The organism is Staphylococcus lloydii (assembly GCF_015775975.1).
Taxonomy (GTDB): Bacteria; Bacillota; Bacilli; order Staphylococcales; family Staphylococcaceae; genus Staphylococcus; species Staphylococcus lloydii.
Window position 1 is genome coordinate 1,302,506 of the sequence record NZ_CP064056.1, and the last position, 22,939, is coordinate 1,325,444.

Below are 22,939 nucleotides of genomic sequence, written 5' to 3' on the forward strand. Positions count from 1 at the left end.
TTGCAAAGATATTTTTTAAACCAAAACGCTGATTTTAATCAGCGTTTTTTTATTACACAAAGTGATGATATTCATCATATTACTAAGGTTATGCGACATCAGATTGGTGACGAAATTATAGTTACCTTTAATGAGCAAGTAGCTTATCAATGTGAAATTACCAACATTGAAAATGAACGTATAGAGATTATAACTGTACAACAATTAGACATTAATACCGAATTACCACAAGCTGTGACGATTTGTAGTGGACTTATTAAAGCTGATAAATATGAGTGGTTATTACAAAAAGCAACTGAATTAGGTGCACATCATTTTATCGCAACGACAATGGATCGTTCTGTCGCTAAATTAAATGCTTCAAAAGTAGAAAAAAAATTAGAAAGATGGCAAAAAATTGCCAAAGAAGCAGCAGAACAAAGTTATAGATTAATCATACCTAACGTTGAATATGTGTCGAATTTACAAGTTTTATGTGATAATATAGATAAATATGATTATGTACTTGTAGCATATGAAGATGCAGCGAAGAATGGTGAAACCAATAATTTCAAAACTTTATTACAACATTTCGAACCTAATACAAGCGTATTAGTAATTTTCGGACCAGAGGGTGGCTTTTCCGAAACAGAGATTAAATTGTTAGATAAAGTAGGCAAACAAATTGGTTTAGGACCAAGAATTTTACGGGCAGAAACTGCACCATTATATGTGTTGAGTGCGATAAGTTATCAAAAAGAACTATTGGGGTGATATTTATGTCCACAGTTGCATTTCATACTTTAGGTTGCAAAGTAAATCACTATGAGACAGAAGCAATTTGGCAATTATTCAAAGAAGCTGATTACGACAGAGTAGATTTTGAAACAAATGCTGACGTGTTTGTTATTAATACATGTACAGTAACTAATACTGGAGATAAAAAAAGCAGACAAGTTATACGTCGTGCAATAAGACAAAATCCAGACGCGGTTGTATGTGTAACAGGTTGTTACGCACAAACTTCACCGGCAGAAATAATGGAAATACCTGGTGTAGATATTGTCGTTGGTACTCAAGATCGTACTAAATTAATTGGTTACATAGAACAATATAAACAAGAACGACAACCAATTAACGGTGTGGGTAATATTATGAAAAATCGTACTTATGAAGAATTAGAAGTACCTTATTTTACAGACCGTACACGTGCTTCATTGAAGATACAAGAAGGTTGTAATAATTTCTGCACTTTCTGTATTATTCCATGGGCAAGAGGGTTAATGCGTTCACGTGATCCTGAAAAAGTTGTAGAACAAGCAACACAACTCGTTGATTCTGGTTATAAAGAAATAGTATTAACTGGTATCCACACTGGTGGCTACGGTCAAGACTTAAAAAATTATAATCTAGCTCAATTATTACGTGATTTAGAAACGATTGATGGTTTAGAACGTATACGTATTTCATCTATAGAAGCAAGTCAGTTAACTGACGAAGTTATCGATGTTATTGCAGCGTCAAACAAAGTCGTTAGACACTTGCACATACCATTACAATCAGGGTCTGACTCAGTGTTAAAAAGAATGAGACGTAAATATTCTATGGCGCATTTTTCTGAGAGATTAACGAAATTACACGCTGCATTACCAGGTTTAGCTGTAACAAGTGATGTCATAGTTGGATTCCCTGGCGAAACTGAAGAAGAATTCCAAGAAACATATGATTTCATTGTTGATCATCATTTCTCAGAATTACACGTCTTCCCATATTCTCCTAGAATTGGTACACCTGCAGCCAGAATGGATGATCAAATAGATGAAGACATTAAAAACGAGCGTGTACATCGTCTAATCAATTTAAGTGATCAATTGGCTAAAACATACGCTTCTAACTTTGAAGACGATGTTTTAGAAGTGATTCCTGAAGAAGTAGGTAGCGAAGAAGGTACTTTAGTCGGTTATGCAGATAATTACATGAAGATTCAATTTAAAGGTGATGAATCATTAATTGGACAACTCGTAAAAGTCAAAATCGTTAAAGCTGATTACCCAATCAATGAAGGGGAATTACTCCGTGTAATTGATCATGCTACAAATAAGTCAGAACATAAAGTTTTAGTATAAATTTGTAAATTTTACTAATTGACCGTTAAAGTTAGATATATTATACTAATTTATACATAGTTAAACTATGTATTAAAAGTAAAAGTTTCGTTGATATTTGGAGGGAGGGAAATACAGATGTCTAAAACAGTAGTCAAAAAAAACGAATCACTTGAAGATGCGTTACGTCGATTCAAACGCTCTGTTTCTAAAAGCGGTACTATTCAAGAAGTGCGTAAACGCGAATTTTACGAAAAACCAAGTGTTAAACGTAAAAAGAAATCAGAAGCTGCACGTAAACGTAAATTCAAATAATTAATAGTTTCGTTGACTCCCTCAACAATATTAATTATATATAATAACCATAGTTGATATATTCAACTATGGTTTTTTATTTTACTCTGGCTTTTAAAACGAATAAGCATTATTACAATTGTAGTAGTTGAATTCCCCATAACTGTATTAATGACCGCCTGTTTATTGTATAATTAATATGAGAGCGGGGTGAAATCGTGAACTTATTATCTAATATACATACGTTGAGTTTTATGACCTCAATCCAAAGCCATAGTTGGTTAGATAACTTGGCTAATTTTATCGTAAGTCCAGTAATAGCTTTAATATTAACTTGTGTTATATTTTTAGGTCTTCTATATCAATTATATTCTAAAAGGATTAATATCATTGGTATTATTGCTACTTTAGCAATGTTAATTTTCTTTTTAGGCTTCTTAATTAAAGGTGATGTTAATTTAATCACTGTGATTTTATTTAGTATCGGTGTATTATTCGTCATTATCGAACTATTTATTGTAGGCGCAGTAATCGGCATCATTGGTTTAACATTAATAATATTTAGTATTATTACATTGGGCGATAATTTGGTTTTCATGATAGGTAATGTTGTAATAGCATTAATTTTAGCAATCGTCGAGTGGGTGATATTAGTGAAAATTTTCAAACGTAACATACCATTTTTAGATAAAGTTGTATTAAAAGATTCTACTAATGCTGAATCTGGTTACACATCTCATGATGACCGCTCTTATTTAGTTGGCGAAACAGCATTAACAATGACTGATTTACGACCAGCTGGTATTATCTCAATCAATAACGAACGTATTGATGCAGTTTCAGATGGCTCATTTATTTTACGCAATAAAAGTGTGAAAATTCTTGAAGTTGAAGGTACGCGTGTTGTTGTTAGAGAAATTTAAAATTTAAAGGAGAAAGCATATGCTAATTAGTATAGGTATTATCGTAGTAATAGTTATTATTGCATTATTAATATTGTTTTCATTTGTACCTGTCGGTTTATGGATCTCAGCCATAGCTGCCGGTGTTAAAGTAGGAATCGGTACGCTAGTAGGTATGAGATTAAGAAGGGTATCACCGAGAAAAGTTATTGCACCATTGATTAAAGCACATAAAGCAGGTTTAAATTTAACTACGAATCAATTAGAGTCACACTATCTTGCAGGTGGTAATGTTGATAGAGTAGTTGATGCTAATATTGCCGCTCAAAGAGCAGATATTAATTTACCATTTGAACGTGGTGCGGCTATTGACTTAGCAGGCCGTGACGTGCTTGAAGCCGTTCAAATGTCAGTAAATCCAAAAGTAATCGAAACACCATTTATTGCTGGTGTTGCAATGAACGGTATCGAGGTTAAAGCAAAAGCTAGAATTACGGTACGTGCAAATATTGCTAGACTAGTAGGTGGTGCTGGTGAAGAAACAATCATCGCACGTGTTGGTGAAGGTATCGTTTCAACGATTGGTTCAAGCCAACATCACACTGAAGTATTAGAAAACCCTGACAACATTTCAAAAACTGTACTAAGTAAAGGTTTAGACTCAGGTACTGCATTTGAAATACTATCAATTGATATTGCTGACGTTGATATTAGTAAAAACATTGGTGCCGACTTACAAACTGAACAAGCACTTGCTGATAAAAATATTGCACAAGCTAAAGCGGAAGAACGTAGAGCAATGGCAGTAGCTCAAGAACAAGAAATGAAAGCCAAAGTTCAAGAAATGCGTTCTAAAGTTGTTGAAGCCGAAGCAGAAGTTCCACTTGCAATGGCTGAAGCATTACGTTCAGGCAACATCGGTGTTGGAGATTACTACAATCTAAAAAATATTGAAGCTGATACAGGAATGCGTAACGCAATTAATAAACGTACGAACAACAACGAAGACGAATCACCAGAAGAATAAGGGGTGATTAAATGAGTATCGGTATTATCATTTTTGCTATATCTGTGATAGCTACTATTATAGGTGCAATTAAAGATAATAGTCATAAAGAAAGACAACGTCACCAAACTCCAAAGAAGCAACAAGATACACAACAACCACGTGGTAAAAGTTTTCTTGAAAAAATCGAAGAAACTTTTAATGAGTTAGAAGAACAGATGGAAGGTAAACCTCCTAGTCAAACAACACGAGAACGTCAAACATCAGAAGTCGAACCAGAGCCAGTGACTGAAACACGTGCTGAAAAGATGGAAACACCAACAGCGCCTAAACAATCCACTGAAGAAAGTGCTGCAGACAAAGAAAAGGTGCGTCAAAGAAAACAGGATGAAGCACTTCAAAAAGAACTTGAAGATAGTGTTTTTAATGATTTAGAAAATGTACGTAATGAAATTGATCGTGAAAAAGAAAAACAACTACAATTAATGGAAAAACGTGCACGTGCAATCATAAATGATAAATACTTATCTGAAAGAACAAAACGTTTTCGCTTGAAGCAACTTATCAATGCCAATGCTATGCATGTCAATGGCACTAGTGACAATTTACGTTTTGATGACGATGAAGTCGTTAATGGTATTATATGGTCAGAAATTTTAAGTAAACCTAAACGCGTGTAACAAAAAAACACTCTATCAACGTGAAATACTTGATAGAGTGTTTTTTTATGTCGCAGTATAGAATGCTCAATGTAACAATTCATTATAATGCACATTAAAATAACTTATTAAGGTTACATGTTATAATAAAAAGGTAACTAATATGTAGAGACACCTTATGAAAAGACAGCCTTATTATTTATAGACATTTTATGTTTATTATTTTAAAATTTAAGTGAATTAATTACTAATTAAAAGAAAATTCATTTGCAAAGGAGCGCCTATATGCCTGGAATTATTTATATTGACGATATCAATGAAGCACAAGCTCTCATCGGAAATAACGATGAACATTTGAAAGCTATTGAAGATGGATTTGATGTCGTCGTACATGCTCGAGGTCAAGAAATTGCTGTTAAAGGAAATGTATTGGAGCATGTAGAACAAGCTGAATCAGTATTAATTAATTTATTGAAAGTGATTCAACAAGGCATTAATATATCTCTAAAAGATGTTGAGTCAGCTATAAAGATGGCTCATAATAAAACAATTGATCAATTAATAGATTTGTATGAAGATGAAATTACTAAAGACGCATTTGGTAAGTCTATTAGAGCAAAAACGATGGGACAAAGACTATACATTAACGCGATGAATAGAAATGATTTAGTCTTCGGTATCGGACCAGCTGGAACTGGTAAAACATTTTTAGCGGTAGTTTACGCAGCAAAACAATTGCGTAAAGGGAATGTTAAACGAATCGTCTTAACAAGACCTGCCGTTGAAGCTGGTGAATCTCTTGGTTTCTTACCTGGTGACTTAAAAGAAAAAGTAGATCCATATTTAAGACCCTTATATGATGGTTTAAATACAGTTTTAGGTCGAGAACAATCTGCACGATTTATTGAACGTGGCATTATTGAAATTGCACCTTTAGCCTATATGAGAGGTAGAACTTTAGACGATGCCTTTGTCATATTAGATGAGGCACAAAACACTACTCATGCTCAAATGAAGATGTTTTTAACTAGATTAGGATTTGGCTCAAAAATGGTCGTTACCGGAGACCCAACTCAAGTTGATTTACCGCCAGGCGTTAAAACTGGTTTAAAAGAAGCAACTAAAAAATTAAATGACGTTAAAGGCATAAGTATATTAAAACTTGATACCAGTGATGTTGTACGTCACCCATTAGTCAATAAAATTATAGATAAATACGAAGGAGATGAATAGCCATTGTTCACTATAGATTTTAGCGATCATACTTCAGAAGTTGACGATGCATGGTTTGCTCAAATTGATGATTTATTAACTTTTGCTAAAGAGCAAGAAAATATTAATGATGAAGCAGAATTATCGGTGACATTTGTCGATAAAAGTGAAATTCAAGATATTAATAAAATGTATCGTGATAAAGACAAAGTAACCGATGTTATTTCATTTGCATTTGAAGAAGAGGATGCCGAAATTGTAGGCGCAGATATCCCTAGAGTACTTGGCGACATTATTATTTGTACTGATGTCGCTAAAGAACAAGCGGAACAATATGGACACTCATTTGAGAGAGAACTTGGCTTTCTAGCACTTCATGGCTTTTTACATTTATTAGGATATGACCATATTGAACAAGATGACGAAAAAGTCATGTTTGGCCGACAAGATGAAATTTTAAATGCTTATGGTTTAACAAGAGATAAGTGATATTATGGGCAGATTTAAACATGCATTCGCAGGTTTGATAACCCTGTTAAAAAAGGATCATAACTTTCTCATTCATATTATTTGTGCATTGTTAGTCATTATCTTAAGTTTTATATTACGTCTTTCAGCCATAGAATGGACAATTATTATTATCGCTATTGGCACAGTGTTTATATGTGAATCTATAAATACTGCAATAGAATTTGTCGTAGACTTGGTTACAGATTCTTATGCTACATATGCAAAATATGCAAAAGATATCGCCGCTTTTGCCGTATTAATCGCTTCAATTGTCGCACTAGTGCTTGGTTTGATAATTTTTATCCCTCATATTTTAAATTTAATACAGTAATTGTTTAATTTGTATTATACTTAAAGTAATTAGGGCAATATTTTGAGGGGGATGCTATTTTATGACATATAATAATGATTATTTTAATGAAGTAAGAAAAGCACAACGCAATGCGTACGTTCCATATAGTAACTTTAAAGTAGGTGCCTACTTACGAACAAAAGACGGAAATGTTTTTTATGGAGCAAATGTAGAAAACGCAGCATATCCTATGGCTATATGTGCAGAACGTTCTAGTTTAGTAGCCGCTATTTCAAACGGCTATAAACCAGGAGATTTTGAATCAATTACGATAACTGTAGATGCTTCAGAACCATCATCACCATGTGGTGCATGCAGACAAGTATTAAAAGAATTATGCGATGATGATATGCCCGTCTATATGACAAATCACAATGGCGAAATGATTGAATCTACTGTAGACAAATTATTACCACTTGGTTTTTCAGGAAAGGATTTAAATAATTAATGGAACATAAATCAGGATTTGTATCAATTATAGGTAGACCGAATGTAGGTAAATCTACATTCGTAAATAGAGTTATCGGACATAAAATTGCAATAATGTCTGATAAAGCACAAACAACACGTAATAAAATACAAGGTGTTATGACTGAAGAAGATGCGCAAATTATCTTTTTAGATACACCAGGTATTCATAAACCAAAACACAAATTAGGCGATTACATGATGCGTGTCGCTAAGAATACATTGTCAGAAATTGATGCTATCATGTTTATGGTTAATGTAGATGAAGGCATTGGACGTGGCGATGAATTTATAATGGAAATGTTAAATTCAGTAAAGACACCAGTCTTTTTAGTGTTAAATAAAATCGATTTAGTGCACCCAGATAAATTGATGCCAATAATCGAAGAATATCAAACATATATGGATTTTACTGAAATTGTACCTATGTCTGCTTTAGAAGGACATAACGTCGACCACTTTTTAAGTGTACTTAAATCATATTTACCTGAAGGACCAAAATATTATCCTGACGATCAAATCTCTGACCATCCCGAACAGTTTGTAGTTGGTGAGCTGATTAGAGAGAAAATCTTACATCTTACCAGTGAAGAAATTCCACACGCAATCGGCGTTAATGTCGACCGTATGGTTAAAGAAGATGAAGATAGAGTGCGTATTGAAGCTACGATATTCGTTGAACGTGATTCACAAAAAGGTATCGTCATCGGTAAGGGTGGCAAAAAACTTAAAGAAGTTGGTAAACGTGCACGTCAAGATATTGAACGATTACTTGGGTCGAAAGTATATTTAGAATTATGGGTAAAAGTGCAAAAAGATTGGCGTAATAAAGTGAATTTTATTCGTCAAATGGGTTATGTAGAAGACCAAGATTAATATAAGGATTGTGAGTTAACTTGTTAATCAAGCAAAAGGGAATAGTTATTAAATCAGTAGATTATGGCGAATCCGATAAAATTATTACAATCTTAAATGAACATGGTGCTAAAGTACCATTAATGGCCCGCAGAGTTAAAAAAAGTAAAAGTGGACTACAAGCTCATACACAATTATTTGTGTATGGGTTGTTTGTTTATTCAAAATGGAAAGGCATGGGGACAATTAGTTCTATAGATGTCATAGATCAAAATTACAATCTTAGATTAGATATTTATGAAAGTAGTTTTGCAAGTCTATGCACTGAAGTGATAGACCGTGCTATAGAACCCGAAGATGTTTCGAAAGAAAATTATGAGCTTTTGCACTTCGTCTTATCCAAAATTAATGAAGGTGTTTCCGCACAACTAATGTCGGTTATCGTATTATTGAAAAATATGACTCACTTTGGTTTTAATGCTATTTTTGATAGATGTGTTGTCACGGATAACAAAGACCAATCTAAGCTGGCTGCTTATAGTTTCAAATTTGATGGGGCTATTTCAACATATGTATTGGATAGAGATCCACATGCACTCAGAATCTCTAATAAAACATTATACTTATTAACCCTTTTACAACAAATGCCAATTTCTAAAATGAATGCTTTAAATATCAATGCTACTATTGTAGACGAAATGTCTGAGTTACTTATCATGTTATATCGAGAATACGCCGGTATGTTTTTCAAGAGTCAAAAGTTAATAAATCAATTGCATCGACTTGATGATCAACGTTAATAAAAGCTAACTATATTAATCTTCAGTTAGCTTCTTTTTTATGACTATATGACAATAGATACTTTATATCGCAGTACAAATTAAATATTAATTTTCTATCAGACATACATTATTAAAATCTAAATAAAAAATAGCCAATCAGCGTTAGTTAAACGCTTGATTGACTATTCGTAATGAAACATAGGCTAATCGTAATTATTAAAATTGAACTTTTTCAGCTAAGAATGATTCTAATTCTTCGATTGGCATACGAACTTGTTCCATTGAATCTCTATCTCTTACAGTAACTTTTTGATCTTCTAATGAATCAAAATCGAAAGTAATACAATATGGTGTACCAATTTCATCTTGACGACGGTAACGTTTACCAATTGATTGTGATTCATCGAAATCAATTGAGAACTTAGTGCTTAATTGTTCAAAGATTTTAATTGCTTCGCTAGATAATTTTTTACTTAATGGTAATACTGCTGCTTTATATGGTGCTAGGGCAGGGTGGAAATGTAATACTGTTCTAGCATCTTTACTTCCTTCTACGCCTTCTTCATCATATGCATCACATAAGAATGCTAATGTAACACGGTCAGCACCCAATGATGGTTCTATACAATAAGGAATGTATCTTTCGTTTGTTTCTTGATCATGGTAAGTAAAGTCTTCACCAGAATGCTCACTATGTTTTTTCAAGTCAAAGTCAGTACGGCTTGCAATACCCCATAGTTCACCCCAACCAAATGGGAAACGATATTCAATATCTGTCGTAGCATTTGAATAATGAGATAATTCGTCTTCATCATGGTCTCTTAAACGCGTATTTGCTTCACTTAAACCAAGGTCTTTTAACCATTCACTAGCAAAAGTTTTCCAATAGTTTTGCCATTCAATTTCTTCACCAGGTTTACAGAAAAATTCTAATTCCATTTGTTCGAATTCACGCGTACGGAAAATGAAGTTACCTGGTGTAATTTCGTTACGGAAAGATTTACCAATTTGACCGATACCAAATGGTAATTTTTTACGCATTGTACGTTGTACATTTTTGTAGTTAACGAAAATACCTTGTGCAGTTTCAGGGCGTAAGAATAATTCATTAGTTGAATCTTCAGTAACACCTTGGAAAGTTTTAAACATTAAGTTGAATTGACGAATATCAGTCCAGTTAGCAGTTCCACTTACAGGACATACAATACCTTCTTCATCAATAATACGTTTCATTTCATCAAAGCTTAAACCATCTGCAACGAAATTTTCGTCGCCTTTTTCATTTAACATATAATCTTCAATGATTTTATCCGCACGATATCTAATTTTACTGTCTTTGTTATCTATCATTGGGTCATTAAAATTACCTAAATGTCCTGATGCTTCCCAAGTTTTAGGATTCATTAAAATAGCTGCGTCGATGCCGACGTTATATGGTGATTGCGTAATAAATTTTTGCCACCATGCTTTTTTAACGTTATTTTTTAATTCTACACCAAGTGGTCCATAGTCCCATGTATTTGATAGACCTCCGTAAATTTCACTACCTGGAAATACAAAGCCTCTATGCTTTGCTAATTGAACTACAGTATCCATATCTTTTGCCATTTAAAATTGCACTCCTTTTTAACATAAAAACGCCCCAAGACAACGGAAAATAAACATATTTCATCATTGTCTTGGGACGAGTTATAATTTAATCACATTAAATGTGTTTAATATTGTAATTTTTAACCCGCGGTTCCACCCAAATTAGTGTAGTCACTCGCTTTTAATTTGATTCATTAATTTTTATTTATATTTGCCATTATATAGTCGCTAAGCTCTCACTGTCCTTAACTCGCTTACAATCTATATTTTAATCTATAGATACTCTATTAGCAAGTAATTATATGTATTTGTAGCATGAGATAAATCAATGTATAATTGAAGTGTATGAATAAAGGGGTGAATCACTATAGAACTGAGTAAAAGGCAACAACAAATAGTTGAGATTGTTAAAAACAATGGCCCAATTACGGGTGAACATATCGCAGAACGTTTAGATTTAACTCGAGCTACACTAAGACCTGATTTAGCTATATTGACAATGTCAGGCATATTAGAAGCAAGACCACGTGTTGGTTATTATTATCCTGGAAAGCCTAAAAATAAATTAATATCTGAACAATTAAAGAAATATGTCGTCAAAGATTACTCATCACATCCAGTTGTTGTTAAAAGTGAAATGACTGTTTATGACGCTATTTGTACAATATTCCTTGAAGATGTAAGTACATTATTTGTTATTAATGAACATGGTGATTTTATCGGTGTGTGTTCAAGAAAAGATTTATTAAGAGCGTCTATGATAGGTCAAGACATACATACAATGCCAGTCAATATCATTATGACACGAATGCCAAATTTAAATTATATATTAGAAAACGAACGCGTTATATACGCGGCAAATTTAATGATTGAGAAAGAAATAGATTCATTACCTATTGTTAGTAAAAAAGACAATGGTAATTTTGAAGTAAAAGGTAGAATTTCTAAAACTACGATTACTAAAATATTTGTGTCATTATTTAACGAATAGGTGGTATTTAACATGGAAAAAATTAATTTAATCGTTGCTTCTGACTCTGTAGGTGAAACAGCTGAATTAGTAGCAAGAGCCTGCATATCGCAATTCAATCCTAACCAATGCGAAAATGAAATTATACGTTATCCTTATATAGAAGCTTTAGAAAACGTTGATGAGGTTATACAAGTAGCACTAGATACGCAAGCAATCGTAATATATACACTTGTTAAACCTGAAATCAGAAAATATATGGAAGCTAAAGTAAATGAATTAAATATCCAATCTGTCGATATTATGGGGCCACTTATGAACATATTATTAGATAGAATAGACGAACAACCTTATTTCGAACCCGGTTTAGTTCATAGATTAGACGAAGCATATTTCAAAAAAATTGACGCAATAGAATTTGCAGTTAAATATGATGACGGAAAAGATCCTAAAGGTTTAGCAAAAGCTGATATCGTTCTTTTAGGCATTTCTAGAACTTCTAAAACACCACTTTCCCAATATTTAGCGCATAAAAGTTATAAGGTGATGAATATTCCAATTGTCCCTGAAGTTACACCGCCTGACAATTTATTCGAAACAGATCCTTCCAAATGTATTGCACTGAAGATAAGTGAAGAAAAATTAAATAGAATTCGTAAAGAACGTTTGCGTCAATTAGGTTTAGGTGATAGTGCTAGATATGCCACTGAACAACGCATTAAAGAAGAGTTGGAATATTTCCATGATTTAACTGATAGAATTGGATGCCCAGTTATCGATGTTTCTGACAAAGCAATTGAAGAAACTGCAAATGATATAATCAGCATCATTGAGCAAAATAATTTCAAAAAGGACTAAAAACATTTATAATAATATAATTAATGTTTAATAAGGTGATAAACTTTGCGAATCGAACAATCTGTTATTGATGAAATTAAAAATAAGACTGACATTTTAGACTTAGTCAGTGAATATGTGAAATTAGAAAAAAGAGGGCGCAATTACATTGGTTTGTGTCCTTTTCATGATGAAAAAACACCTTCATTTACCGTTTCTGAAGACAAACAAATTTGTCATTGTTTTGGTTGTAAAAAAGGTGGTAACGTTTTTCAATTCACTCAAGAAATTAAAGATATTTCTTTTACAGAAGCCGTTCAAGAATTAGGCGTACGTGTTAATATTGCCGTTGATACACAACAGGATAATCAATCTCCAAACAATGGCCATCAAATAGCGTCAGATGATTTGAAGATGATAGAAATGCATGAATTAATGCAACAATATTATCATTATGCCCTTAAAAAATCCGTTGAGGGTGAAGCGGCATTAGCATATTTAAAAGATAGAGGATTTACCGATGAACTTATCGATGCACGTAAAATAGGTTATGCACCTAATAATTCTCACTTTTGTCATGATTTTTTAGAGAAAAAAGGATATGATATTCAACTTGCATATGAAGCGGGTTTACTCTCTAGAAACGAAGAAAATTTTAGTTATTATGATAGATTTAGAGACAGAATTATGTTCCCGCTAAATAATTCTCAAGGTAGAACAGTAGGATACTCTGGACGTACTTACACAAACCAAGAACCCAAGTATTTAAATTCGCCTGAAACACCTATCTTTCAAAAAAGAAGGTTATTATATAACGTTGATTTGGCACGTAAAGCAATTCGTAAAAATGATGAAGCAATATTATTAGAAGGTTTTATGGATGTCATTAAGGCAGACCAAGCTGGACTTAAACAAGTTATTGCTAGTATGGGAACTCAAATTTCGCAAGATCATATTACATTTTTAAAAAAGCTTACAAACAATATCACTTTAATGTTTGATGGTGACTTTGCCGGAAGTGAGGCAACCTTAAAAACGGGAAACAATTTACTTAAACAAGGTTTCAATGTTTTTGTTATTCAACTACCTAAAGATATGGACCCAGATGAATATATTGGCAAACATGGTGAAGATGCTTTCAATCATTATGTTGAACATGAGAAAAAGGCATTTATTTTATACAAAGTAAACATGCATCAAGAAGAAATAGAGAATAATGACTTAGCTTATGAAAAATATTTAAAAGAAATTACAAACGATATTGCTTATATGTCTTCTACTATTTTGAGAAAAAAAGTTATCCAAGATGTATCTGAAGTGTTTAAAGTCAATTTAGATAGTCTAAACAATGAAATAGATAGCCAACAATCTTATCATCAAACACCATCATATCAAGCACCATCAGTACCTCAATTTGCCAATTTATCTAAAGAGCAAAAAGCTGAGCGCGCTTTACTAAAACATTTTATGAATGATAAAGATACATTTTTAAATTATCATCAGTTAATTGAGCCTGAGGACTTTACAAATGAGTATTTTAAGCGTATATTTATTACTTTACGCGAGTTTTACGCAGAAAATGATTCGTTTAGTATAAGTGACGTATTACAGTACATCGAAATTTCGGAAATTAAAGAAGCATTTATATCATTAGATAATTTTATGATAAATGAAGAACCGTTTGAAAACGAAATTGATGACTATATTAATACCATAACAAAATACAGAACTTCTGAAACATTAGAGTCTCTTAACAATAAATTAATAGAGGCTACTAGATTAGGGGATCAAGCGTTACAAAAACAATATTTAGAACAAATAGTAAACTTCAATAAAAATAGAATGAATTAAATATGATAGTTAAACTACATTGCATATTTGACTATTACGGGATTGACAATGTTTAATATGTGTCTTATTTGGAAATGAGTAGTAATAATAAGTGTGCGTAATGGTTATTATTACTAGTTGATATTATATTCGGGAGGCCTTTTCATGTCTGACAATAAAGTTAAAGTAAAAAAACAAACCATCGACCCATCTCTAACTTTAGAAGATGTTAAAAAACAATTGATCGAAAAAGGTAAAAAAGAAGGTCATCTTAGCCATGAAGAAATTGCAGAAAAACTGCAAAACTTTGAAATGGACCCAGACCACATGGATGACTTCTTTGATCAACTAAACGATAACGATATTAGTTTAGTTAATGAAAAAGATAGTTCAGATACTGATGATAAAATTAACCCAAACGATTTAAGTGCGCCTCCAGGTGTTAAAATTAACGACCCAGTGCGTATGTACTTAAAAGAAATAGGGCGCGTTAATTTATTAAGCGCACAAGAAGAAATTGAATTGGCTAAAAAAATTGAGGAAGGCGATGAAATCGCTAAATCAAGATTAGCAGAAGCTAACTTGCGTCTTGTTGTTAGTATTGCTAAAAGATATGTAGGCCGTGGCATGTTATTCTTAGACTTAATTCAAGAAGGTAACATGGGACTTATCAAAGCAGTAGAAAAATTCGACTTTAGCAAAGGCTTCAAGTTTTCAACTTACGCTACATGGTGGATTCGACAAGCGATTACTCGTGCTATAGCTGACCAAGCTAGAACGATTCGTATACCAGTTCATATGGTTGAAACGATTAATAAACTTATCCGTGTACAAAGACAATTACTACAAGATTTAGGTAGGGACCCAGCACCAGAAGAAATTGGTGAAGAAATGGATTTACCACCTGAAAAAGTACGTGAAATCCTAAAAATTGCACAAGAACCTGTATCATTAGAAACACCAATCGGTGAAGAAGATGACAGTCATTTAGGGGATTTCATTGAAGACCAAGAAGCACAAAGTCCATCAGACCATGCAGCTTACGAACTATTAAAAGAGCAATTAGAAGATGTACTTGATACATTGACAGACCGTGAAGAGAACGTCTTGAGATTACGTTTTGGTCTTGATGATGGTAGAACTCGCACACTTGAAGAAGTAGGTAAAGTCTTTGGCGTTACTAGAGAACGTATCAGACAAATCGAGGCTAAAGCATTGAGAAAATTGAGACATCCAAGTAGAAGTAAACGTCTTAAAGACTTTATGGATTAATTATTGGGCTCTTTTGTACAACTACGTGCAAAAGAGTCTTTTTTACATATATTAGAGGAGTTAAGCAATGATCACTATAAATAAACGATTACAAAAAGTGAGTGAATTTATTAAAGGCGATTATCTGGCTGATATTGGTTCAGATCACGCTTACTTACCAATTTATGCAATTACAAATAAAATAGTTAGCAAAGCAATTGCGGGTGAAGTAATAAAAGGCCCGTACGAAGCGTCTATTCAAAACGTTCAATATTATCAACTTGATGATGCGATAAATGTTAAACTAGGCGATGGATTAACTGTATTGGACCATAATAATAAAGTAGATTCTATTACAATATGTGGTATGGGCGGACCTTTAATTGCTAAAATCTTGGCAGAGGGACAAAATAAATTAACTAACCATCCGAGACTAATCTTACAAAGTAATATTCAATCATATCCTATCAGATTATGGCTCGAAGAAGCTGGTTACACCATTACAAACGAAGAAATAATGGAAGAAAAAAAGCATATATATGAAATTATTGTCGCAGACAAACTAGATTGTGATATGGTACTTACTGAGCAAGAGCGTAAATTCGGTCCATTACTATTACAACAAAGAAATGAATACTTCAATAGAAAGTGGACACATGAATTACAATCATTAAAAGCAATTGCACAGCAATTAGATCCATCGATACACCACAACAGATTAGCAGAAGTAGACACAGAAATTAAATTAATTAGCGAGGTGCTTAATTATGAAAATTAATACACTTTTAACTATTATTAATAAACATGTGCCACTAAACACTGCAGAAGACTGGGATAACGTTGGTTTATTAATAGGAAATAAGCAAAATGACGTTACTGGTATATTAACAGCTTTAGACTGTACCGAAGCAGTAGTAGATGAAGCGATAGCCAACGACATTAATACAATTATTTGTCATCACCCACTTATTTTTAAAGGCGTTAACAATATCGTTGAAAATGATGGCTATGGCGCTATTATCCATAAATTAATTAAAAATAGTATTAATTTAATTGCCTTACATACGAATTTAGATGTTTATAAATACGGCGTAAATAAAATGCTTGCTGATAAAATTGGGTTAACTCATTTGTCCTTTTTAAATGAAGAAACTTATCAATACTACAAAGTACAAGTTTTCGTACCCGAAGAAAATAAAGAAGCATTAAAAAGTAAACTGAGCGAACATGGTTTAGCTTCAGAAGGTGACTATGAACATTGCTTCTTTGAAAGTAATGGTGTTGGTAATTTCAAACCTGTTGGCGATGCAAACCCTCATATTGGAAATATTGATGAAATAGAAGCTGTTCAAGAAGTAAAAGTAGAATTCATGATTAAATCTCAGCAAAAAGCTTTAGCACAACAATTAATAGAACAATATCATCCATATGAGACACCGGTATATGATTTTATAACTATGACAAAAGTTGCATCACACGGTTTAGGTATAATTGGTGAATTAGATAAACCTTTAAGTGCTAAACAATTTGCACAATCAGTAAAATCAAATTTATCAATCCCAAGCGTTCGTTTTACAGGTGATATAGATACAACTGTGCAACGTGTAGCCATAATAGGTGGTTCTGGTATAGGATTTGAATACAAAGCTAAAAATAGTGGTGCAGATATATTTATTACCGGGGACGTAAAACATCACGATGCTTTAGACGCTAAAATCAATGGCGTCAACATTTTAGACATTGATCATTATAGCGAATATGTTATGAAAGAAGGATTATTACAACTATTGCATACTTGGTTGAGCGAAGAAGAGATTACTTTTAGTATTAAAGCATCAACTATAAATACTAATCCTTTTGAATATCTTTAATATACGAACTACGAATAAACTTATTCAAATTTAATAACAGTTGTTTTATAATGAATAAGATGAACTTTAAGGAGGGCCAAAACATGGCTAACCATCCATTTGAAAATTTTAATTTAGAATCAGAACTTATAACAGCAATAAAAGATTTAAACTTTAACAAACCGACAGAGATTCAAAGCCGCGTTATACCTAAAATCATTAAAGGTACAAGTATAATCGGGCAATCTCAAACAGGTACTGGTAAATCACATGCTTTCTTACTACCATTAATGCAACGTATCGACAGCACAATTAACGAACCGCAAGCAATAATTGTGGCACCAACACGTGAATTAGCGCAACAATTATTCGATGCAGCAAGCCATCTAGCTAAATTTAAGCAAGACATATCTGTTAAATTATTTATTGGTGGAACAGATTTTGAAAAAGATCGTCAACGTGCGAAAAATCAACCACACTTAGTAATTGGTACACCTACAAGAATTAATGATTTAGCAAAAAATGGGGAATTGCATGTTCATCTTGCATCTTATTTAGTCATTGATGAAGCTGATTTAATGATTGATTTAGGTCTTATCGAAGATGTGGATCTAATCGCAGCACGCTTAGAAGAAAATGCGAGTATTGCTGTTTTTAGTGCAACTATACCAAAATCATTACACCCATTTTTAAACAAATATTTAGAACATCCAGAGTTTATTGAGATTGAAAAACCATCTCAAAATAAAGAAAATATAGAATTTTATTTAATACCGACTAAAAGTGAAGATAAAGTAGATAAGACTTTAAAATTAATGAACGTTATTAATCCGTATCTAGGTATTATATTTTGTAATAGTCGTGATAGTGCGAATGAGTTAGCGAAGCAAATTAATGAGGCAGGCGTCAAAGTAGGCATGATTCATGGTGGTTTAACGCCACGTGAGAGAAAACAACAAATGAAACGTATTAGAAACCTAGAGTTTCAGTATGTTATTGCCAGTGATTTAGCTTCAAGAGGCATTGATATTCCAGGTGTCAGCCATGTTATTAACTTCGATGTTCCTAACGATATTGATTTCTTTACTCACCGCGTTGGACGTACAGGACGTGGACAATATCACGGTGTAGCCATCACATTATACAGTCCAGATGAAGAAGAAAACATTGGTTTAATTGAAGAACGTGGATATAAATTTAACGATGTTGATATAAAAGACGATGAACTTAAAGCTATTAAGGCTCATAACAAACGTAAAGTGAGAAAGAAACAAGATGATCACTTAACGAATCAAATTAAAAACAAAGTTAAGCGAAATAACAAGAACAAAGTTAAACCTGGTTACAAGAAGAAATTTAAACAAGAAGTTGAAAACTTAAAACGTCAAGAGCGTAAACAATATAGTAAACGTCAAAATAGACTAGCCCGCAAAAATAAAAAAGGATAGGTGATTATTATGCTATTAGGCTCTCATGTTTCAATGAGTGGTAAGAAAATGCTAGAAGGTTCTGCAGAAGAAGCACATAAATTTGGTGAATCAACATTTATGATTTATACAGGTGCGCCTCAGAATACGCGTAGAAAACCAATTGAAGATTTAAATATTACCAAAGGTCATGAAGCAATGGAAAAATATGGCCTGTCTAATATAATCGTACACGCGCCTTACATTATTAATATTGCCAATACAGAAAAACCACATGTTTTTAATCTTGGTGTAGAATTTTTACAGAATGAAATTGCACGTACTGAAGCTATCGGTGCTAAAGATATCGTACTACATCCAGGCTCACACGTAGGAGCGGGGGCTGATGTTGGTATTAAAAAAATCATTGAAGGTTTAAATGAAGTATTAACTCAAGATAACGATGTACGTATTGCTTTAGAAACAATGGCAGGTAAAGGATCAGAAATTGGGCGTAGCTTTGAAGAGATAGCTCAAATTATTGATGGCGTACACCATAACGAACGCTTATCCGTATGTTTCGATACTTGTCATACTAATGATGCAGGTTATAATGTCAAAGAAGATTTTGATGGCGTTATTAATGAATTTGATAAAATTGTTGGTATCGATAGAATTAAGGTTTTACACGTTAATGATAGTAAAAATCCAATTGGTGCACATAAAGACCGCCATGAGAACATTGGCTTCGGTCACATTGGTTTCGATGCGTTAAACTACATCATTCATCATGACACATTTAAAGATATTCCAAAAATATTAGAAACACCGTATGTTGGTGAAGATAAAAAGAACAAAAAACCACCTTATAAATATGAAATAGAAATGATCAAAAACCAAAAATTTGATCCAGACTTAAAAGAAAAAATATTACAGCAATAATAGCAATTAAACAAAAGGTAGTCGTATTTAAAGTAATTGGACAACAGCTAATTACAAAATGCGACTACTTTTTTTACTCAAGTCGTAAACATTACTATTTACATAATGGTTTTCACATTGTATAGTATTAGTCGAGGTGAAATCATGACTACGCCAGTATTCGAATTACAAAATTTAAATTATGCTTTTGATAACAAAAAGGTACTCGATAATATTAATATTAAAATTAATCGAGGCGAGTTTTTAGCAGTCGTTGGCCCAAATGGTGCTGGGAAATCGACGCTGTTAAAGTTAATTTTAGGTCTATTACCGATGCAAAGTGGCAAAATATTTGTAGATGGTAAAGATTATAAAGGAAAACAATCTATGTTAAAAATTAGTTATGTATCGCAGAAGGCACTTGCTTTTAAATCTGGTTTTCCTGCCAGTGTGAAAGAAGTCGTGCTTAGCGGGCTAACTAAACGTAAAAAATTAGTACGTTGGTTCAATCGAAATGATGAACAAAAGGTAGACGCAGTTTTAAAGCGCTTAAATATTGCGCATTTGAGTAATGCAAACATTGCCGAATTATCAGGCGGGCAACAACAAAGAATTCTTATCGCTAGAGCTTTAATCAGCGATCCGACAGTTTTAATATTAGATGAGCCTACAAACGGCATAGATGCAAAACATGTTAATGATTTTTACAATACTTTAAACCAACTAAAACAAGAAGGCGTAACAATCATATTAGTAACACACGATATTGGTGTAGTTGCAGATACTGCTACTGAAGTAGCATGTCTGAATAAACATTTACATTTCCACGGCTCTACTGAAGAATTTAAATCCCTAGATGAAGTACAAATTTCTAAAATCTATGGGCATCCAATTAAATTCGTAGATCATCAACATGATAGGGAGTGTTGTACAAATGATTGATGCGTTATTAAATTTTGACTTTATGAGGTATTCTCTATTAAGTGGTTTACTTGTTGGTTTTATAGCGCCACTGATAGGTGCTTTTATTGTAGTACGAAGGTTATCATTAATTGCTGATGCACTAAGCCATGTGACGCTTGGGGGCATCTCATTTGGAATGTTTTTAATTACTGTATTACCTGCATTAACTTTTATTAATCCTATGTGGTGCGGTATTTTATTTGCTATTATAGGTGCCATATTAATTGAAAAGCTGAGAACTTCTTATAGTAATTATCAAGAAATTGCTATCCCTATCATTATGAGTGCTGGTATAGCGTTAAGTGCTATATTTATCTCATTAGCTGATGGTTTCAACCAAGAAATTGTAGGTCTGTTATTCGGATCAATTAGTGCAGTTTCATTAAGTGATTTATTAACAATCGTTGCAATTGTAGTGATTGTCTTATTATTTGTATTAGCATTTTATAAAGAACTATTTATATTATCTTTTGATGAAGAATATAGTAAAGTTATAGGCATTCCAAAATGGATACAGTTTTTATTTATAGCCATTGTAGCTATGGTTATTTCTGCGTCAATGCGCGTAGTCGGGATATTATTGGTAAGTGCATTAATTACATTGCCTGTAGCAATTTCAATGAGAATTACAAAAGGATTTAAACAACTTATAGCATTTAGTATAATTATCGGTGAAATAGCCGTCATTGTCGGATTAACATTAGCTTTTTACATTAATATATCACCAGGTGGCGTTATCGTTGTTTTATTAGTGCTAATGTTAGCTTGTACAATGATGTATCAAAAATTAAATCTTCGACAAAAAAAAGGAGTTAATGAGGATGAAAACTGAAGAAGCCATTCAAATTCTTAAGCAAGATGGTCATAAATATACAGACAAACGTCGTGACATGCTTAATATTTTTGTAGAAGAAGATAAATATATTAATGCAAAACACATACAACAACAAATGGATACAAATTATCCAGGTATATCATTTGATACCATTTATAGAAACTTACATTTATTTAAGGAATTAAGTATTATTGAAGGTACTGAACTAGATGGCGAAATGAAATTTAGAATTGCATGTACAGATCATCACCATCATCATTTTATTTGTGAATGTTGTGGAGATACTAAAGTAATTGAATTTTGCCCAATGGATGACATTCAACAACGTTTACCGAATGTCGCAATAAATACACATAAATTAGAAGTTTATGGAATTTGTGAGAAGTGTCTATAAACAATAAGTCAATACATTTAGTTGTCATAAAAAAGGACTCATTTTTTAAAAGATGAGTCCTTTTTTTATTTAGTATGGCATATCATTTTCGTACATATGTTGATGTAATTATTAACTAAAGGTATGAAAATGCTCATTAATTTTATTTTAAATATAGTCCATTAGTCTGAATTACTATTAAACAAACATTTTATAATGAATATATGTTTAAAAATTGCTAATTTGAGATATACTAGAAGAGTAACAAAGATGACAACTTATTAATTACATGTCTGATTAAAATGATAAGCATTTTAATTGTTGTCATATATAATAATTGTTATGCTTTACTTAACATTAATTAGGAGGATGATTATTTATGGCTTTTGAATTACCAAAATTACCTTATGAGTTTGATGCGTTAGAACCACATATTGATAAAGAAACTATGGAAATTCACCATGATAAGCACCATAACACTTATGTAACAAAATTAAACGCAGCAGTTGAAGGAACTGAGTTAGAATCTAAGTCTATCGAAGAAATTATCGCAAACTTAGACAGCGTTCCTGAAAACATTCAAACAGCTGTTCGTAATAATGGTGGGGGACATATTAACCACTCATTATTCTGGGAATTATTAACTCCTAACTCTGAAGAAAAAGGTACTGTAGTAGATAAAATTAAAGAACAATGGGGTTCTTTAGATGCATTTAAAGAAGAATTTGCTGATAAAGCTGCAGGCCGTTTCGGTTCAGGTTGGGCATGGTTAGTAGTAAATAACGGTAACTTAGAAATCGTTACTACACCTAACCAAGACAACCCATTAACTGAAGGTAAAACACCTATCTTAGGTTTAGATGTTTGGGAACATGCTTATTACCTTAAATATCAAAACAAACGTCCAGATTACATCAGTGCTTTCTGGAACGTAGTTAACTGGGAAAAAGTTGACGAATTATACAATGCAGCTAAATAATTTTATTTAG

The 22,939-nt window shown here is 32.6% G+C and carries 25 protein-coding genes; 24 read left to right on the forward strand and 1 reads right to left on the reverse strand.

Translation table 11 applies throughout. The annotated features are described in order from the left end of the window. The 12 genes from ISP08_RS06345 to recO all read left to right on the forward strand — a co-directional run bounded on the left by ISP08_RS06345 (position 1) and on the right by recO (position 9,142). The gene (locus ISP08_RS06345) at positions 1-753 is read left to right on the forward strand and encodes a 16S rRNA (uracil(1498)-N(3))-methyltransferase (protein WP_195718073.1); all 753 of its coding nucleotides are present in this window, start codon (positions 1-3) and stop codon (positions 751-753) included. A 5-nt stretch (positions 754-758) separates the two neighbouring features. Continuing rightward, entirely contained in the window at positions 759-2,105 is a 1,347-nt protein-coding gene (gene mtaB, locus ISP08_RS06350; RefSeq protein WP_195718074.1) for a tRNA (N(6)-L-threonylcarbamoyladenosine(37)-C(2))-methylthiotransferase MtaB, read from the forward strand. Between the two features lie 117 nt (positions 2,106-2,222). Further along, on the forward strand, positions 2,223-2,399 hold the full coding sequence (gene rpsU, locus ISP08_RS06355; protein WP_048793564.1) for a 30S ribosomal protein S21: 177 nt from the start codon (positions 2,223-2,225) through the stop codon (positions 2,397-2,399). Positions 2,400-2,632: 233 nt separating this feature from the next. Beyond that, positions 2,633-3,301 carry an NfeD family protein gene (locus ISP08_RS06360; RefSeq protein ID WP_195718685.1) on the forward strand — a complete coding sequence of 223 codons (669 nt, stop codon included), beginning with the start codon at positions 2,633-2,635 and terminating at the stop codon, positions 3,299-3,301. A gap of 19 nt (positions 3,302-3,320) precedes the next feature. Continuing rightward, positions 3,321-4,307 carry a flotillin-like protein FloA gene (gene floA / locus ISP08_RS06365; protein WP_048793565.1) on the forward strand — a complete coding sequence of 329 codons (987 nt, stop codon included), beginning with the start codon at positions 3,321-3,323 and terminating at the stop codon, positions 4,305-4,307. Between the two features lie 11 nt (positions 4,308-4,318). Further along, on the forward strand, positions 4,319-4,966 hold the full coding sequence (locus ISP08_RS06370; RefSeq protein ID WP_048793566.1) for a hypothetical protein: 648 nt from the start codon (positions 4,319-4,321) through the stop codon (positions 4,964-4,966). A 264-nt stretch (positions 4,967-5,230) separates the two neighbouring features. Then, a complete protein-coding gene (locus ISP08_RS06375; RefSeq protein WP_195718075.1) occupies positions 5,231-6,178 on the forward strand; it encodes a PhoH family protein in 948 nt (315 codons plus the stop codon). A 3-nt stretch (positions 6,179-6,181) separates the two neighbouring features. Then, positions 6,182-6,646, forward strand: a complete 465-nt coding sequence (gene ybeY, locus ISP08_RS06380) for an rRNA maturation RNase YbeY (RefSeq protein ID WP_048793568.1) — start codon at positions 6,182-6,184, stop codon at positions 6,644-6,646. A gap of 4 nt (positions 6,647-6,650) precedes the next feature. Beyond that, a complete protein-coding gene (locus ISP08_RS06385; protein ID WP_195718076.1) occupies positions 6,651-6,998 on the forward strand; it encodes a diacylglycerol kinase family protein in 348 nt (115 codons plus the stop codon). A gap of 61 nt (positions 6,999-7,059) precedes the next feature. Beyond that, on the forward strand, positions 7,060-7,467 hold the full coding sequence (cdd, locus tag ISP08_RS06390) for a cytidine deaminase (protein WP_048793570.1): 408 nt from the start codon (positions 7,060-7,062) through the stop codon (positions 7,465-7,467). Next, on the forward strand, positions 7,467-8,363 hold the full coding sequence (gene era / locus ISP08_RS06395; protein ID WP_048793571.1) for a GTPase Era: 897 nt from the start codon (positions 7,467-7,469) through the stop codon (positions 8,361-8,363). The genes cdd and era overlap by 1 nt, the downstream gene beginning before the upstream one ends. Positions 8,364-8,383: 20 nt before the next feature. Then, positions 8,384-9,142, forward strand: coding sequence for a DNA repair protein RecO (gene recO, locus ISP08_RS06400; protein WP_195718077.1), 759 nt, complete (start codon positions 8,384-8,386; stop codon positions 9,140-9,142). 198 nt (positions 9,143-9,340) lie between these two features. Here recO and ISP08_RS06405 read toward each other — a convergent pair whose 3' ends face one another. Further along, positions 9,341-10,732, reverse strand: a complete 1,392-nt coding sequence (locus ISP08_RS06405; protein ID WP_195718078.1) for a glycine--tRNA ligase — start codon at positions 10,730-10,732, stop codon at positions 9,341-9,343. 349 nt (positions 10,733-11,081) lie between these two features. Here ISP08_RS06405 and ccpN point away from each other — a divergent pair, with 349 nt between their 5' ends. The 12 genes from ccpN (at position 11,082) to ISP08_RS06465 (ending at position 22,929) form a co-directional block, all read left to right on the forward strand. Next, entirely contained in the window at positions 11,082-11,705 is a 624-nt protein-coding gene (ccpN, locus tag ISP08_RS06410) for a transcriptional regulator CcpN (RefSeq protein ID WP_152906108.1), read from the forward strand. Between the two features lie 12 nt (positions 11,706-11,717). Next, positions 11,718-12,542: a pyruvate, water dikinase regulatory protein gene (locus ISP08_RS06415; RefSeq protein WP_195718079.1), complete on the forward strand. Its 825-nt coding sequence runs from the start codon at positions 11,718-11,720 to the stop codon at positions 12,540-12,542. 45 nt (positions 12,543-12,587) lie between these two features. Continuing rightward, positions 12,588-14,372 carry a DNA primase gene (dnaG, locus tag ISP08_RS06420; RefSeq protein WP_195718080.1) on the forward strand — a complete coding sequence of 595 codons (1,785 nt, stop codon included), beginning with the start codon at positions 12,588-12,590 and terminating at the stop codon, positions 14,370-14,372. A gap of 144 nt (positions 14,373-14,516) precedes the next feature. Then, positions 14,517-15,623, forward strand: a complete 1,107-nt coding sequence (rpoD, locus tag ISP08_RS06425; RefSeq protein WP_048793577.1) for an RNA polymerase sigma factor RpoD — start codon at positions 14,517-14,519, stop codon at positions 15,621-15,623. Between the two features lie 67 nt (positions 15,624-15,690). Beyond that, a complete protein-coding gene (locus tag ISP08_RS06430) occupies positions 15,691-16,380 on the forward strand; it encodes a tRNA (adenine(22)-N(1))-methyltransferase (RefSeq protein ID WP_195718081.1) in 690 nt (229 codons plus the stop codon). Next, positions 16,370-17,473, forward strand: coding sequence for a Nif3-like dinuclear metal center hexameric protein (locus ISP08_RS06435; protein WP_195718082.1), 1,104 nt, complete (start codon positions 16,370-16,372; stop codon positions 17,471-17,473). Before ISP08_RS06430 ends, ISP08_RS06435 begins: the two co-directional genes overlap by 11 nt. 83 nt (positions 17,474-17,556) lie before the next feature. Further along, positions 17,557-18,900 carry a DEAD/DEAH box helicase gene (locus ISP08_RS06440; RefSeq protein ID WP_048793580.1) on the forward strand — a complete coding sequence of 448 codons (1,344 nt, stop codon included), beginning with the start codon at positions 17,557-17,559 and terminating at the stop codon, positions 18,898-18,900. 9 nt (positions 18,901-18,909) lie between these two features. Continuing rightward, positions 18,910-19,800, forward strand: coding sequence for a deoxyribonuclease IV (locus tag ISP08_RS06445; RefSeq protein WP_048793581.1), 891 nt, complete (start codon positions 18,910-18,912; stop codon positions 19,798-19,800). 144 nt (positions 19,801-19,944) lie between these two features. Further along, positions 19,945-20,721 (forward strand): metal ABC transporter ATP-binding protein, encoded by a 777-nt coding sequence (locus tag ISP08_RS06450; RefSeq protein WP_048793582.1) that lies wholly within the window; start codon positions 19,945-19,947, stop codon positions 20,719-20,721. Further along, complete coding sequence (locus ISP08_RS06455) at positions 20,714-21,574, forward strand: metal ABC transporter permease (protein ID WP_195718083.1); 861 nt, start codon at positions 20,714-20,716, stop codon at positions 21,572-21,574. The genes ISP08_RS06450 and ISP08_RS06455 overlap by 8 nt, the downstream gene beginning before the upstream one ends. Further along, a complete protein-coding gene (locus ISP08_RS06460) occupies positions 21,564-21,971 on the forward strand; it encodes a Fur family transcriptional regulator (protein WP_048793584.1) in 408 nt (135 codons plus the stop codon). Before ISP08_RS06455 ends, ISP08_RS06460 begins: the two co-directional genes overlap by 11 nt. Positions 21,972-22,329: 358 nt before the next feature. After that, the gene (locus ISP08_RS06465) at positions 22,330-22,929 is read left to right on the forward strand and encodes a superoxide dismutase (RefSeq protein WP_048793585.1); all 600 of its coding nucleotides are present in this window, start codon (positions 22,330-22,332) and stop codon (positions 22,927-22,929) included. The last annotated feature ends 10 nt before the right edge of the window (positions 22,930-22,939 follow it).

Bases quoted from the DNA above. Each gene is read 5' to 3' on its own strand.
- mtaB (WP_195718074.1), top strand. From the start codon at position 759: ATGTCCACAGTTGCATTTCATACTTTAGGTTGCAAAGTAAATCACTAT.
- rpsU (WP_048793564.1), top strand. From the start codon at position 2,223: ATGTCTAAAACAGTAGTCAAAAAAAACGAATCACTTGAAGATGCGTTA.
- ISP08_RS06360 (WP_195718685.1), top strand. From the start codon at position 2,633: ATGACCTCAATCCAAAGCCATAGTTGGTTAGATAACTTGGCTAATTTT.
- floA (WP_048793565.1), top strand. From the start codon at position 3,321: ATGCTAATTAGTATAGGTATTATCGTAGTAATAGTTATTATTGCATTA.
- ISP08_RS06370 (WP_048793566.1), top strand. From the start codon at position 4,319: ATGAGTATCGGTATTATCATTTTTGCTATATCTGTGATAGCTACTATT.
- ISP08_RS06375 (WP_195718075.1), top strand. From the start codon at position 5,231: ATGCCTGGAATTATTTATATTGACGATATCAATGAAGCACAAGCTCTC.
- ISP08_RS06385 (WP_195718076.1), top strand. From the start codon at position 6,651: ATGGGCAGATTTAAACATGCATTCGCAGGTTTGATAACCCTGTTAAAA.
- cdd (WP_048793570.1), top strand. From the start codon at position 7,060: ATGACATATAATAATGATTATTTTAATGAAGTAAGAAAAGCACAACGC.
- era (WP_048793571.1), top strand. From the start codon at position 7,467: ATGGAACATAAATCAGGATTTGTATCAATTATAGGTAGACCGAATGTA.
- ISP08_RS06405 (WP_195718078.1), bottom strand. From the start codon at position 10,732: ATGGCAAAAGATATGGATACTGTAGTTCAATTAGCAAAGCATAGAGGC.
- ISP08_RS06415 (WP_195718079.1), top strand. From the start codon at position 11,718: ATGGAAAAAATTAATTTAATCGTTGCTTCTGACTCTGTAGGTGAAACA.
- rpoD (WP_048793577.1), top strand. From the start codon at position 14,517: ATGTCTGACAATAAAGTTAAAGTAAAAAAACAAACCATCGACCCATCT.
- ISP08_RS06430 (WP_195718081.1), top strand. From the start codon at position 15,691: ATGATCACTATAAATAAACGATTACAAAAAGTGAGTGAATTTATTAAA.
- ISP08_RS06435 (WP_195718082.1), top strand. From the start codon at position 16,370: ATGAAAATTAATACACTTTTAACTATTATTAATAAACATGTGCCACTA.
- ISP08_RS06440 (WP_048793580.1), top strand. From the start codon at position 17,557: ATGGCTAACCATCCATTTGAAAATTTTAATTTAGAATCAGAACTTATA.
- ISP08_RS06445 (WP_048793581.1), top strand. From the start codon at position 18,910: ATGCTATTAGGCTCTCATGTTTCAATGAGTGGTAAGAAAATGCTAGAA.
- ISP08_RS06450 (WP_048793582.1), top strand. From the start codon at position 19,945: ATGACTACGCCAGTATTCGAATTACAAAATTTAAATTATGCTTTTGAT.
- ISP08_RS06455 (WP_195718083.1), top strand. From the start codon at position 20,714: ATGATTGATGCGTTATTAAATTTTGACTTTATGAGGTATTCTCTATTA.
- ISP08_RS06460 (WP_048793584.1), top strand. From the start codon at position 21,564: ATGAAAACTGAAGAAGCCATTCAAATTCTTAAGCAAGATGGTCATAAA.
- ISP08_RS06465 (WP_048793585.1), top strand. From the start codon at position 22,330: ATGGCTTTTGAATTACCAAAATTACCTTATGAGTTTGATGCGTTAGAA.